The sequence below is a fragment of the Streptomyces sp. NPDC045967 genome, assembly GCF_056430495.1.
The window spans coordinates 62,665-76,618 of sequence record NZ_JBWKLE010000001.1 but is presented as its reverse complement, the minus strand read 5'-3'; the positions used below and the strand labels follow the sequence as shown (position 1 = coordinate 76,618).

Genomic DNA, 13,954 nt, shown 5'->3' with positions numbered 1-13,954 from the left:
CTAGGCGACCGGCGTAAAGACGCCTTCAAGGCCGCCGGGCGCCCCCTGGGGAAAGGGGACTAGAACGGCCGGAACTCGTCGTACTCCTGCTGCGCCGAGTCCCCGCGCTTGGCTTCCTTCTCCTTGCGGCGCGTGGTGGCCGGGCGCGGAGCCTCCAGACGGTGGTCCTCACCGCGGCGGCCCAGCATCTCGGCGCCGGCCATCATCGTCGGCTCCCAGTCGAAGACGACCGCGTTCTCGTCGGAGCCGATGGCCACGCCGTCACCGGCGCGGGCGCCGGCCTTCTTCAGGGCGTCCTCGACGCCGAGGCGGTTGAGGCGGTCGGCCAGGTAGCCCACGGCCTCGTCGTTGTTGAAGTCGGTCTGGCGCACCCAGCGCTCCGGCTTCTCGCCGCGCACGTTGTAGACGTCCTCGACCTCGTCGTAGGTAACGGTGAAGCCGGCGTCGTCCACGGCCTTCGGGCGGATGACGATGCGGGTCGCCTCCTGCTTCGGCTTGCGGGCACGGGCCTTGGCGATGACCTCGGCGAGGAAGAAGGAGAGCTCCTTCAGACCCGTACGGGCGACCGCGGAGACCTCGAAGACCTTGTAGCCGCGCGCCTCCAGGTCCGGGCGGACCATGTCGGCGAGCTCTTGGCCGTCCGGGATGTCGACCTTGTTCAGGACGACGAGGCGCGGGCGCTTCTCGAGTCCCCCGCCGTAGAGCCTGAGCTCCTCCTCGATGACGTCGAGGTCGGCGATCGGGTCGCGGTCGGACTCCAGGGTGGCGGTGTCCAGCACGTGCACGAGCACCGAGCAGCGCTCGACGTGCCGCAGGAACTCAAGGCCCAGCCCCTTGCCCTGGCTGGCTCCGGGGATCAGGCCGGGGACGTCGGCGATCGTGTAGACGGTCGAGCCGGCGGTGACGACGCCCAGGTTCGGGACCAGGGTGGTGAAGGGGTAGTCCGCGATCTTCGGCTTGGCCGAGGAGAGCACCGAGATCAGCGAGGACTTGCCGGCGCTCGGGAAGCCGACCAGCGCCACGTCGGCGACGGTCTTGAGCTCCAGGACGATGTCGCCGGTGGTGCCGGGGACGCCGAGGAGCGCGAAACCGGGGGCCTTGCGGCGGGCGGAGGAGAGCGCGGCGTTGCCGAGGCCGCCGCGGCCGCCCTCGGCGGCGACGTAGGTGGTGCCCTGGCCGACGAGGTCGGCGAGGACGTTGCCCTCCTTGTCGAGGACGACGGTGCCGTCCGGCACGGGCAGGACCAGGTCCTGGCCGTCCTTGCCGGAGCGGTTGCCGCCCTCGCCGGGCTTGCCGTTGGTGGCCTTGCGGTGGGGGCTGTGGTGGTAGTCCAGCAGGGTGGTGACCGCCTGCTCGACGACCAGGATCACATCGCCGCCCCGGCCGCCGTTGCCGCCGTCGGGGCCGCCGAGCGGCTTGAACTTCTCCCGGTGAACGGAGGCGCAGCCGTGGCCCCCGTTACCCGCGGCGACGTGCAGCTCGACGCGGTCCACGAAGGTGGTCATGGGTGTTCCTCCAGATACATACGGGAATGTCCCGGGCAGGCCTTGCTGCCCATTAAACGTGTCTATGTGACAACGCGCCGAGGGCGGACCTCTCTTCCCGGCTGGCGCCGGAAAGAGCTGAGATCCGCCCTCGGGAAGTTACGAACGCTCGATCAGCAGGAGCTTGATCAGGCGGCCGGAACGATGTTGACGACCTTGCGGCCACGGTGCGTGCCGAACTCGACGGCACCGGCCTGCAGCGCGAACAGCGTGTCGTCGCCGCCACGGCCGACGCCCGCGCCCGGGTGGAAGTGGGTGCCGCGCTGGCGGACGAGGATCTCACCAGCGGAGACGACCTGACCGCCGAAGCGCTTCACGCCGAGCCGCTGGGCATTGGAGTCGCGCCCGTTCCGGGTGGACGATGCGCCCTTCTTGTGTGCCATGTCTCAGTCCCTCTTACTTCGCAGCCGCGGGGATACCGGTGACCTTGATCGCCGTGTACTGCTGGCGGTGACCCTGGCGACGGCGGTAGCCGGTCTTGTTCTTGTAGCGCAGGATGTCGATCTTGGCGCCCTTGTGGTGGTCCACGACCTCGGCCGTGACCTTGATGCCGGCCAGGACCCACGGGTCGCTGGTCACGGCTTCGCCGTCGACAACGAGCAGGGTCGAGAGCTCGACCGTGTCGCCAACCTTGGCAGTGGAAATCTTGTCAACCTCAACGATGTCGCCGACAGCAACCTTGTGCTGGCGACCACCGCTGCGCACGATGGCGTACACGCGGATCTCTCTCTCACTCGGGACGGATGCTCCTGAAGCCAGCCGCTCAGTCGGGCCGGGGCCCGCGCTGATCCGGAATGGACGAGCGGCCTCTCCCGCGCGGTGCTCAGCGGGAGGAAGGTGCTCAGGAGCGCGGCGCACGCTGTACGGATTCGTACAGGACACGCCGACGGTTCAGGTTACGGGCCCGGTTCCAAGGGGTCAAACCGGGTCCCGCACGACCCCGTGGGCCCCGCCGCGCGGCGGGGCCCACGGTCGCGGACGGATCAGGCTTCGGTCGGAGCCGAGACGGACGGCGGCGTCTGCTGCTCGGCCGCCGCGGTCTTCTTCGTCGCCCGCTTCGTCGCGGTCTTCTTGGTCGTGGCCGCCTTCTTGGCCACGGTCTTCTTGGCCGCCGCCGCCTTCGTGGCGGTGGTGGTCTTCTTCGCCGCGGTCGCCTTCTTGGCCGGGGCCTTGCGGGCGGCCTTCTTCACGGGAGCGGCCTCCTCGACGGGAGCCGCCTCCTCGACGGGCTCGGCGGCCTCGGCCACCGGGGCCTCGACGACCACCACGGCGGCCTCCGCCGCGCCCGCCGGGGAACCGGCCGGTGCGGTGGCCTTACGGGTGGCACGCCGGCGCGGACGGGCCGGCGCGGCCTCGGCCGCGGGGGCCTCGGCGACGGGCTCGGGCTCGGGCGCCGCGGCGACCGGCTCGGGCTCCACGACCGGCTCGGGCTCCGCCGCCGCGACCGGCTCCGGGGCCGCCTCGGCCGCGGGGGCCGGGGCACCCGCCGGGGCGGTGGCCTTGCGGGTCGCCCGGCGACGGGTACGGCCCTTCGGCGCGGCCTCGTCGACCGGGGCGGGCACGGCCTCGACCGTCTCCACCGCGTCCACGGCCTCGGCGACGACCTCGGCGGGCGGCTCCAGGACCGTGTCGGCCGGCACGGTGACCGGCTCGGCCTCGACGACGGGCGCCGGGGCCGGGTCCGCGACCGGAGCCGGAGCCGGAGCCTGGGCGGCGGCGCCGCGCGGGGCGCCCGCCGGGGCGGTCGCCTTGCGGGTGGCGCGGCGACGGTTGCGACGCCCGCTCAGACCCGCGGCGGCCTCCGCCTCGGCCGGGCTGCTGTACAGCTCCTCGTCCGCGACGAACTCCGGCTCGGGCAGGGCCCGCGGCGCCGCGACCTCGGCGGCCAGCTCCTCGACGGTCTCGAACTCCGCCTCGGCCGTCTCGACCGCCTCGACCTCGTGGTCGTGGTCGTGCTGGTCGGCCTCGGCCTTGCCGCCGCGCCGCTTCGCACGCTTGCCGTTGCCGCCGCCGCCGATCGCGGTCGGGGTCTCCAGGTGCACGATGACGCCGCGGCCGTTGCAGTGGACGCAGGTCTCGGAGAAGGACTCCAGCAGGCCCTGGCCCACCCGCTTGCGGGTCATCTGGACCAGGCCCAGCGAGGTGACCTCGGCCACCTGGTGCTTGGTGCGGTCGCGGCCCAGGCACTCCAGCATGCGCCGCAGGACCAGGTCGCGGTTGGACTCCAGGACCATGTCGATGAAGTCGATGACGACGATGCCGCCGAGGTCGCGCAGCCGCAGCTGGCGCACGATCTCCTCGGCCGCCTCCAGGTTGTTCCTGGTGACGGTCTCCTCGAGGTTGCCGCCCTGACCGGTGAACTTGCCGGTGTTGACGTCGATGACGATCATCGCCTCGGTCTTGTCGATCACAAGCGAACCGCCCGAGGGCAGCCACACCTTGCGGTCGAGCGCCTTGGCGAGCTGCTCGTCGATCCGGTACGTCGCGAAGACGTCGACCTCGGAGGTCCAGCGCGACAGCCGGTCGGCCAGGTCCGGGGCGACGTGGTCCACGTAGCCGTGGATGGTCTCCCAGGCGCTGTCACCGCTGACGATGACCTTCGAGAAGTCCTCGTTGAAGATGTCGCGCACGACGCGGACGGTCATGTCCGGCTCGCCGTACAGCAGGCTCGGCGAAGAGGTCGAGATCTGCTTCGCCTTCTTCTGGATGTCCTCCCACTGGGCCTGCAGACGCTCGACGTCGCGGCGCAGCTCGTCCTCGCTCGCGCCCTCGGCGGCGGTGCGCACGATGACGCCCGCGTCCTCGGGGACGATCTTCTTGAGGATGGTCTTCAGGCGCGCGCGCTCGGTGTCGGGCAGCTTGCGGCTGATGCCGGTCATCGAGCCCTCGGGCACGTAGACCAGGTAGCGGCCGGGCAGCGAGACCTGGCTGGTCAGGCGGGCGCCCTTGTGGCCGATCGGGTCCTTGGTGACCTGCACCAGGACCGACTGGCCGGACTTGAGGGCGGATTCGATGCGGCGCGGCCCGTTGGCCATGCCGAGCGCCTCGAAGTTGACCTCGCCGGCGTAGAGGACCGCGTTGCGGCCCTTGCCGATGTCGATAAAGGCGGCCTCCATCGACGGCAGCACGTTCTGGACCTTGCCCAGGTAGACGTTGCCGACGTAGGAGGTGGCCTCTTCCTTGTTGACGTAGTGCTCGACGAGCACGTTGTCCTCGAGGACGCCGATCTGGGTGCGCTCGCCGGACTGGCGGACGACCATCACGCGCTCGACGGCCTCCCGGCGGGCCAGGAACTCGGCCTCGGTGATGATCGGCACGCGGCGGCGGCCCTGCTCGCGGCCCTCGCGGCGGCGCTGCTTCTTCGCCTCCAGGCGGGTCGAGCCCTTGATGGACTGGACCTCGTCGGAGGAGGTGGACTCGGCGCGCTCGCGGGCCGGGCGCGGCTCGCGGACCTTGACGACGGTGCGGACCCCGTCCTCCTCGCCCGCCTCGGCGGACTCGGCTGCGGTGTCCCCGCTGCGGCGGCGACGGCGACGGCGGCGGCGGCTGGAGCTGGAGCCCAGCGCCTCGGCGTCCTCGCCGTCCTCCTCTTCGCCCTCTTCGTCGTCGGCCTCCTGCTCGGCGGCCGGGGCGGCGGTCTCCTCCTCGGCTGCCTCGTCGAGCTCGGCGGCCTCGCCGCGGCGGCGGCGGCGCCCACCCCGGCGGCGGCGGCGCGACGGGCGCTCGCCCGACTCGTCGCCCTCGTCGAACTCGGCGCCCTCCTCCTCGAGCTCGGCGGCCTCCGCCTCGGGCTCCTCCTCGGCGAGCACCTCGGGCAGCGACACCGGCGCGCTCTCGGCGGCGGCGCCGCGGCCACGCCGGCGGCGGCGGCCGGCCGGCTGCGGCGCGGGGGTCTCCACGACCTCGGCCTCGACCTCGGTCTCGGCCTCCTCCTCCTCGGCCTCGCCGGCGGCAGCCGCCGCGGCGGCCATGGCGGCGGTCTCGGGGGTCTGGAACATCGGCTCGGCGAACACCGGCGCCTGGAACACGGCGACGGCGGGGCGCGCGGCGCGGCGGGCACGGCCCGGGGCGGCGGGCGCCTCGGGCTCGGCGGCGGGCTGCGGCGCGGCGGCCGGCGCGGCCGGTGCCGGTGCGGCCGGCGCGGCGGAACGGGTGGCGCGCCGGCGGCCGCCGCGCTTCGGGGAGTCCACGGCGTCGGCGACGGTCACGGGGCGGGTGGCGGCCCTGGGGGCCTCCTCCACCCCCGCGGGGGTCTCGTCCTCGGTGGGGACCTCCGCCGGAGCGGCCGCAGCGGCCGGCGCGGCGACGGCGCGGGTGGCGCGGCGGCGGGTACGCGGGGCAGGAGCGGCGGGCTCCTCCTCCACCGGCACGGCCTCGGCGACCGGGGTCTCGGCGGCAGGGGCCTCCACGACCTCGGCGGCCTGGGAAGCGGGGGCGGCCGGCGCGGCGACGGCGCGGGTGGCACGGCGGCGGGTACGCGGGGCGGGAGCGGCGGGCTCCTCCTCCACCGGCACCGCCTCGGCGACCGGGGCTTCGGCGGCAGGCGCCTCCACGACCTCGGCGGCCTGGGAAGCAGGGGCGGCCGGCGCGGTGACGGCGCGGGTGGCGCGGCGGCGGGTACGCGGGGCGGGAGCGGCGGGCTCCTCCTCCACCGGCACCGACTCGGCGACCGGGGTCTCGGCGGCCGGGGCCTCGGGAGCGGCCACGGCGCGGGTCGCACGGCGGCGGGCACGCGGGGCGGCAGCGGTGGGGGCCTCCTCGACGGCGGCCGGTGCCTCGGCAGCGGCCGGGGCCTCGGCGACGACGGCTTCGGCGGCCTGGGTCTCGGCGGCGGCCGGGGCGGCCACGGCGCGGGTGGCGCGGCGGCGGGTCCGGGCGGGGGCGGCGGCCGGAGCGGCCTCCTCCACGGGGGCGGCCGGAGCGGCCTCGGTCACCGGGGCGCTCTCGGCGGCCGGGCCGCCGGGCGGGCCGGCGGGCCGGGACGCTGCGCGGCGACGCCTGCGCGGGGGCAGGTTGTCGCTCGGACCGGTGCGGTCTGCGGTGTTCTCGTTCTCGTTCTGGGGCATTGCGGGCGGTTCTCCCGTCACGCTCCCGGGCGCCGCGGCTGACTTCCGGTCCGGCGCGGCTCCGCGTATTGGGCGCGGAGCCGGCCTCCGGGGCGCGTTCGCCACACGGGAGCTCTAGTCCATGGCCGCCGGTTCCGTACGTGTTGTCCGTACGGCCTGGCGGAAGTCTTCAGGTCAGTGCGCGGCCCGACCCAGGTGGCTCCCGAGTGCCAGGGCTGCGCGGCGACGACGATCCCTACGCGGCGGGACCTTCCGGCGCCTTCGCGTCGGCGGCTACGGCGGCCGTGGGTGGGGCGGCCGTATCAGCCTCGCGGTCGGGCGCGAGCGGGTCGGTCACCGTGCCGGACTCCTCGTCGAAGAGCCCCTGCGCCAGCCTGGTCACCGCTGAGGGGACCGGCGGCGCCAGGTCGGCCACAGCTCGGAGACCGGACAGGACGTCGTCGGGTCGCACGGCAGGTGTCAGATGCCGAACAACCAGGCGCAGTATCGCACAAGCCTGGTCCAGGGGCCTATCAGCCGGGGCGGGAACCGCCTCGAGACTGACTACAGCGCCGCGCGTGTCGAAGCTCCTTACGCCGTTCTTGGTCCGTCGCTGCACCTCCACGGTCTCGGCGGCCAGGAAGGCCGTCACCGCGCGCTCGGCCTCGGCCACCTCCACGCCGTCCAGGCGCAGCTCCCACACGGAGGCCGTGAGCCGGTCGGCGAGGCCCGAGGTGCGGGCTTCCACGGCGTCGACGATGTCGAGCCCCGCCGGCATCGACTCGTCGAGGAGCTCGCGGAGCTTCTCGGGGTCGCGGGGCGCGGCGAGTGCGATCTCCAGGTACTCCGCCTCGCTGCCGGTCCCGGTCGGGGCGGCGTTCGCGTAGGAGACGCGGGGGTGCGGGGTGAATCCGGCCGAGTACGCCATCGGCACCTCGGCGCGGCGCAGAGCCCGCTCGAAGGCTCGCTGGAAGTCGCGGTGGCTGGTGAACCGGAGGCGGCCGCGCTTGGTGTAGCGCAGTCGGATGCGCTGCACCACGGGTGCGGGAGGCGGGCCTTCGGGCTGTCGCTTGCCCAGTGGTTCTTCTCCTTGTGCGGGGCTCCGCGTCTCGCGCGTCGCCCTGAGCGTCTGGGGGCCTGCGGGCCGCCGCGCCCTGCCGCCGGCTCACCCCTGGCCTTCGCGCAGGGAGATCTCGGGGGCGGGCGTGTGGCCCTTGGCTGTCGTACTACCCAGAGTACGCGCCCGTGACCTCGCCGGTTCCCGCGGAGGAGGACCGAAGAGCGCCTGGCGCACCCCGGCGCGGGCGTCCCGGACGGCGGCGCACGCGCTCTGCCACACCTCGGCCCCCGCGGTGCGCGAGGTGCGCCATGCCGCGCGGGCCGCGCCCCGGGACGCCCGCCACGCCCCGCGGACCAGGTGGCCGACGGGCGCGGCCACCCGCCGGTGCACCCACGCGGCGGGGCGGACGACGCAGCCGCGCCAGAACCACAGCAGGCCGCGGCCCAGGGCGCGGCTGACGTGCCCGGCCAACCGCCAGGTCGCCGCGGCGAAATGGCCGAGGGGTGTCAGGACGCAGCGGTACAGGCCCCGGGCCAGGCGGGCGAGGCCGCGACCGAGCGGGGCCAGCAGCAAGCGGTGGGTGCCGGTGGCGGCGGGGACGAGGACGTACCACCACAGCGCCGCCCACGGCCGGACGAACACGGCGGCGAGGGCGCGCGGCAGGAACCACAGCAGGGCGCGGCCGGCCGGAGCGAGCACGTGGAGGTGGAGCGCGCGGACCAGCCGGGCGGCGCCCCGGACCGGCGGCACGAGCAGGTACCGCCACACGGCACCCACCGTCCAGGCGGCGGCCGCACCGGCCGGTTTCAGCAGGTACCGGACCGCGGCCAGGACCGCCCATGCGAGCCCGCGGCCGGTCGGCCGCAGCAGGTGGCGGTGGAGCGCGGCCCCGGCGGGGAGGAGCGCGTACCGCCACAGGGCCGTCCACGGCCAGACGAACAGCGCCAGGGCCAGTCGGCCCCGCGCGACGGCGACTCCCCGCCCCAGGAGTAAGGCCCCCTGCCCGAGCGGTACCAGGACCCGGCGCCACAGGGCGCCCCCGGCCGGCGCGAGCACATACCGCCACAACCCGGCCCAGGGCCAGTGGAAGACGGCCAGGGCCGCCCATTTCAGCAGCAGCCCGGCACCCCGCGCCAGCCAGGTGAGCGCGTGCCCGGCCGGAACCAGCCCGTACTGGAGGAGCCAGGCGCAGGCGCGGGCCACCGCGTCCCCGGCGGGGCGCAGGGCCCGGCGGTGGACGGCGCGCGCGCCGAGGGCGAGCAGGTCCCAGACCAGCCGTACGGGCAGCACGACCGCCACGGCCAGGATCCGCACCGGTATCCGGACCACCGCGTACACACACCCCTGTCCCGCGGGTGGTGGTGGCTCGTGCCCGCCGTGCTTCTCCAGGTCCATGCCCTCGACGACGCAGGACCGGCCCCGGCCGTTGCACGCGAAGGGCCGCCCCCGGACGCGAAGCGCCCCCCGCCGTGTCCGGCGGGGGGCGCTTCGAGGGCCCGGCTCAGCCCGCGGTCACTTCACGACCGTCAGGGGGAGCAGCTTCTTGCCCGTCGGGCCGATCTGGATGCTGGTGTCCATCTGCGGGCAGACGCCGCAGTCGAAGCACGGGGTCCAGCGGCAGTCCTCGACCTCGGTCTCGTCGAGGGCGTCCTGCCAGTCCTCCCAGAGCCAGTCCTTGTCGAGACCGGAGTCGAGGTGGTCCCAGGGCAGGACTTCCTCGTACGTGCGCTCGCGGGTCGTGTACCAGGCGACGTCCACGCCGTGGGCGGGCAGCGTCTTCTGCGCCGCCTCCATCCAGCGGTCGTAGCTGAAGTACTCGCGCCAGCCGTCGAACCGGCCGCCCGACTCGTACACGGCCAGAATGACGTCGCCGATGCGGCGGTCACCGCGGGAGAGCAGGCCCTCGACGATGCCCGGCTTGCCGTCGTGGTAGCGGAAGCCGATGGAGCGGCCGTACTTCTTGTCGGCGCGGATCTTGTCGCGCAGCTTGCCCAGGCGCGCGTCCGTCTCCTCGGCCGACAGCTGCGGCGCCCACTGGAACGGGGTGTGCGGCTTGGGCACGAACCCGCCGATGGACACCGTGCAGCGGATGTCGTTCTGGCCGGAGACCTCGCGGCCCTTGGCGATGACGTTGACCGCCATGTCGCCGATCTGCAGCACGTCCTCGTCGGTCTCGGTCGGCAGGCCGCACATGAAGTACAGCTTCACCTGGCGCCAGCCGTTGCCGTAGGCGGTGGCGACGGTGCGGATCAGGTCCTCTTCCGAGACCATCTTGTTGATGACCTTGCGCATGCGCTCGGAGCCGCCCTCGGGCGCGAAGGTCAGGCCGGAGCGGCGCCCGTTGCGGGTCAGCTCGTTGGCCAGGTCCACGTTGAAGGCGTCCACCCGGGTCGAGGGCAGGGACAGGCCCACCTTGTCGTCCGTGTAGCGGTCCGCGAGGCCCTTGGCGATGTCGGCGATCTCGGTGTGGTCCGCCGAGGAGAGGGAGAGGAGGCCGACCTCCTCGAAGCCGGTCGCCTTCAGGCCCTTCTCCACCATCTCGCCGATGCCGGTGATGCTTCGCTCCCGCACGGGGCGCGTGATCATGCCGGCCTGGCAGAAGCGGCAGCCGCGGGTGCACCCGCGGAAGATCTCCACGGACATCCGCTCGTGCACCGTCTCGGCGAGCGGGACCAGCGGCTGCTTCGGGTACGGCCACTCGTCGAGGTCCATGACGGTGTGCTTCGACACCCGCCACGGCACGCCGGAGCGGTTGGGCACGACCCGGCCGATGCGGCCGTCCGGCAGGTACTCGACGTCGTAGAAGCCGGGCACGTAGACGTTGCCGGTCTTCGCCAGGCGCAGCAGGACCTCTTCGCGCCCGCCCGGCCGCCCCTCGGCCTTCCAGGCGCGGATGATCCCGGTCATGTCGAGGACGGCCTGCTCGCCGTCGCCGATGACGGCGCAGTCGATGAACTCCGCGATCGGCTCGGGGTTGAAGGCCGCGTGGCCGCCCGCGAGGACGATGGGGTGGTCGACCGTGCGGTCCTTGGACCGCAGCGGGATGCCCGCGAGGTCCAGGGCCGTCAGCATGTTCGTGTAGCCGAGCTCCGTGGAGAAGGACAGCCCGAACACGTCGAAGGCCGAGACGGGGCGGTGGCTGTCCACGGTGAACTGGGGCACCCGGTGCTCGCGCATCAGGGCCTCGAGGTCCGGCCACACGCTGTAGGTGCGCTCGGCGAGCACGCCCTCGCGCTCGTTGAGCACCTCGTAAAGGATCATGACGCCCTGGTTGGGCAGCCCGACCTCGTACGCGTCCGGGTACATGAGCGCCCAGCGGACGTCGCAGCTCTCCCACTCCTTGACCGTGGAGTTGAGTTCACCGCCGACGTACTGGATGGGCTTCTGCACATGCGGAAGCAGAGCCTCAAGCTGAGGGAAGACCGATTCGGTCATCACGCGACTTTCGTGAAGCGGGCAGGGGGCAGCTCTCAAGCGTACCTCCAGGGCCGGCCGCCCCCACCCACATGATCATTCCAGGGCGGCCCGCAGCCTCCGCCGGGAGGTCTTCTCCCAGACCCGGGGCAGCTCGCGTTCGCAGCGCTCGGCCAGGGCTTCCTCCCGGGCATAGAGCAGCCCCCAGGTGAAGGACGGCTCACCCGCCTCGGCCGCCTGGTCGCCAAGACCGCGCAGGGCCTCACGGGCGACCACGCTGTCCTGGTGCTCGCCGAGCAGGGTCTGGACGTTCTGGACGGCCTTGGCCAGGCGTTTCGCCGGTTTGCCGGCGGCCGGCACGGCCGCCTCCGCCGCATAGCGGGCGCGCTTGGCCGCCTTGCGGGCCTCGTGCAGGGCGACGTCGCGTTCCGCGCCGGGCTCCTGGGCGAGCGCGCTCTCCACCCGGCCGGCCAGCCGCTCGTCATCGCGCAGCACCGCCTTGGGCAGGACGCGCTCCGCGTGCCCGCCGGCGGCCTTGCGCAGCGGCGGCGCGGCCAGCAGGGCGTCGAGGGAGTCCAGCAGGGCGAGGTGGCGGGCGCTGTCCAGCGCGGCCAGGGCCCGGCGGCGGGACGCGGTGCGGCGACCTTCGTCCCACGTCCGCAGCCGGTCGCGGACCGGTCCCGCCAGCAGCTCGGGCGGCAGCTCGGCCACGTGGGCCCGGATCCGCTCGGCCAGGACCTCCTGGTCGCGCTCGACGCCGAGTTCCGCGGCGAGGAAGCGCAGCTCCTCGCCGACCGGGTCGGTGACGGCCCGGTCCAGCACCTTGCGGTAGGTCTTCAGGGCGCTGCGCAGGCGCCGGGTGGCCACCCGCATCCGGTGGACGGAATCCGGCAGCCCGCGCCGCACGGCGGGGTCCAGGGCGACCAGGGCGTCGCGCTGTTCCCGCAGGTAGGCCAGCACGTACGCGCCCGCCGTACCGTCCGCGGGATCCCCCGCGGGCGGGAGCGGCGGCCCGGCGGCGGCCCCTGCCGCGCCCCCGGTCTCGGCCAGGGCGCGGGCGAGTTTGGACGGGGAGTCGGACACCCGCAGCCCGGCCTTGCGGAAGACCTTCTCGACCGCGTCCAGCAGCCCGGGGTCGGTGCCGTCGGCGAGTTCCACCTCGACCTCGGTCCAGGCGGCGGTGGCCCCGTCCCGCTCCGCCAGGACCGTGTCGGTGCTCAGCTCCGCGAGGAGGGCCCCGTCGGCGTCCAGGAGGTGGCCGACCTTGCGCGAGGAGAGCAGCCGGACCCGCGGCTCCAGCGCGGCGCCGCGCACCCGGGAGCGCAGGAGGGCCCTCAGCCGTTCGGGGACGGTGTCGCCGGGCTCGGCCCCGATCTCGTCGCGCACGCCCGGGGAGACGGGCAGTTTGAGGTGCCAGCCCGCGTCGGCCCCGCCGGTTCTGCGCCGCAGGGTGATGCCGTCCGCGGCCAGCCGGTGGTCGGGGGTGTCGTAGTAGACGGCGTCCAGCTCGACCGTGCCCCGGTCGGAGACGGCCGCGACCGCGGCCGTGCCCGTCAGGTCCGGGACCCCGCGCCGGGCCGCCGCCGCATCCGTGAACTCGAATTTCCGCTCGATCTCGCGCTTCGTGTCCGCCATGGGATCGAATCTAATCCCGAACCGATCACGAGCGCAGGACGAGCCGCGGTCAAGCCGACAACGGCCGCTGCACCTTGATCGACTGGAGGAGGCCGATGGCCACCCACACGGCGAACATCGACGATCCTCCGTAGGAGACGAACGGCAGCGGGAGCCCGGCCACCGGCATGATCCCGAGGGTCATCCCGATGTTCTCGAAGGACTGGAAGGCGAACCAGGCGATGATCCCGGCGCACACGATCGTCCCGTAGAGCTCGGTGGTCTCGCGGGCGATCATGCAGGCCCGCCACAGCACCACGCCCAGCAGGACGAGGATCAGCCCGGCCCCGACGAAGCCCAGCTCCTCCCCCGCGACCGTGAAGACGAAGTCGGTCTGCTGCTCCGGCACGAACTGGCCGGTGGTCTGCGAGCCCTTGAAGAGCCCGGAGCCGGTCAGCCCGCCGGAGCCGATCGCGATGCGCGCCTGGTTGGTGTTGTAGCCGACGCCCGCCGGGTCGAGCTCGGGGTTGGCGAAGGCCGCGAAGCGGTTGATCTGGTACTCGTCGAGCACGCCGAGCTGCCATATCAGGACGGCGCCGGCCGCCCCCGAGCCGATGAGGCCGAACACCCATCGGTTGGAGGCGCCGGAGGCCAGCAGCACGCCGAGCACGATGACGACCATGACCATGACGGAGCCGAGGTCGGGCATCAGCATGACGATGCCCATGGGGGCCGCCGCCAGGCACAGGGCCTTGACGACCGTGCGGTGGTCGGGATGGGTGAGGTCACCCGCGTCCACCCGCGCCGCCAGCAGCACCGCCATGACCAGGATGATCGTGATCTTCACGAACTCGGAGGGCTGGAGGGAGAACCCGCCCCCGAGGACGATCCACGCGTGGGCGCCGTTGATGGTGGCGCCGAGCGGGGTGAGCACCGCGAGGATCAGCAGGAGCGAGATCCCGTACAGGACCGGCACCGCGCCGCGCAGGGTGCGGTGGCCGAGCCAGATGGTGCCGATCATCAGCACCAGCCCGATGCCGGTGTTCAGCGCGTGGCGGGCCAGGAAGTAGTAGGGGTCGCCCTGGTTCAGGGAGGTCCGGTTGCGGGTCGCCGACCACACCAGCAGGGCGCCGATGAAGGACAGCGCCAGCGAGGCGAGGAGTATCGGCCAGTCGAGCCGGCGCACCACGGAGTCGCGGGCGGTGAGCCTGGCCATCGCCCCGCGCTGGGGCGCGTACCGGGAGACGGAGAACTTGTTGGCGGTCTGCATGCGGTAT

Annotated in this window: 9 protein-coding genes; all 9 read right to left on the bottom strand. The window is 73.8% G+C overall.

What is annotated here, in order from left to right:
- Positions 1-59: 59 nt before the first annotated feature.
- Entirely contained in the window at positions 60-1,505 is a 1,446-nt protein-coding gene (obgE, locus tag AC07FY_RS00350) for a GTPase ObgE (protein ID WP_478998629.1), read from the bottom strand.
- 167 nt (positions 1,506-1,672) lie between these two features.
- The gene (rpmA, locus tag AC07FY_RS00345) at positions 1,673-1,927 is read right to left on the bottom strand and encodes a 50S ribosomal protein L27 (protein WP_069920265.1); all 255 of its coding nucleotides are present in this window, start codon (positions 1,925-1,927) and stop codon (positions 1,673-1,675) included.
- A 13-nt stretch (positions 1,928-1,940) separates the two neighbouring features.
- Positions 1,941-2,261, bottom strand: coding sequence for a 50S ribosomal protein L21 (rplU, locus tag AC07FY_RS00340; protein WP_030013082.1), 321 nt, complete (start codon positions 2,259-2,261; stop codon positions 1,941-1,943).
- Positions 2,262-2,527: 266 nt separating this feature from the next.
- Positions 2,528-6,610 carry an Rne/Rng family ribonuclease gene (locus tag AC07FY_RS00335; protein WP_478998627.1) on the bottom strand — a complete coding sequence of 1,361 codons (4,083 nt, stop codon included), beginning with the start codon at positions 6,608-6,610 and terminating at the stop codon, positions 2,528-2,530.
- Between the two features lie 235 nt (positions 6,611-6,845).
- Positions 6,846-7,625 (bottom strand): TIGR03936 family radical SAM-associated protein, encoded by a 780-nt coding sequence (locus tag AC07FY_RS00330; protein WP_478999788.1) that lies wholly within the window; start codon positions 7,623-7,625, stop codon positions 6,846-6,848.
- Positions 7,626-7,754: 129 nt separating this feature from the next.
- Positions 7,755-9,044 (bottom strand): hypothetical protein, encoded by a 1,290-nt coding sequence (locus AC07FY_RS00325; protein WP_478998625.1) that lies wholly within the window; start codon positions 9,042-9,044, stop codon positions 7,755-7,757.
- 117 nt (positions 9,045-9,161) lie between these two features.
- Complete coding sequence (locus AC07FY_RS00320; RefSeq protein WP_478998623.1) at positions 9,162-11,087, bottom strand: TIGR03960 family B12-binding radical SAM protein; 1,926 nt, start codon at positions 11,085-11,087, stop codon at positions 9,162-9,164.
- Between the two features lie 72 nt (positions 11,088-11,159).
- A complete protein-coding gene (locus AC07FY_RS00315) occupies positions 11,160-12,698 on the bottom strand; it encodes a CYTH and CHAD domain-containing protein (RefSeq protein ID WP_478998621.1) in 1,539 nt (512 codons plus the stop codon).
- Between the two features lie 49 nt (positions 12,699-12,747).
- A complete protein-coding gene (gene rodA, locus AC07FY_RS00310) occupies positions 12,748-13,947 on the bottom strand; it encodes a rod shape-determining protein RodA (protein ID WP_478998619.1) in 1,200 nt (399 codons plus the stop codon).
- Positions 13,948-13,954 lie beyond the last annotated feature (7 nt).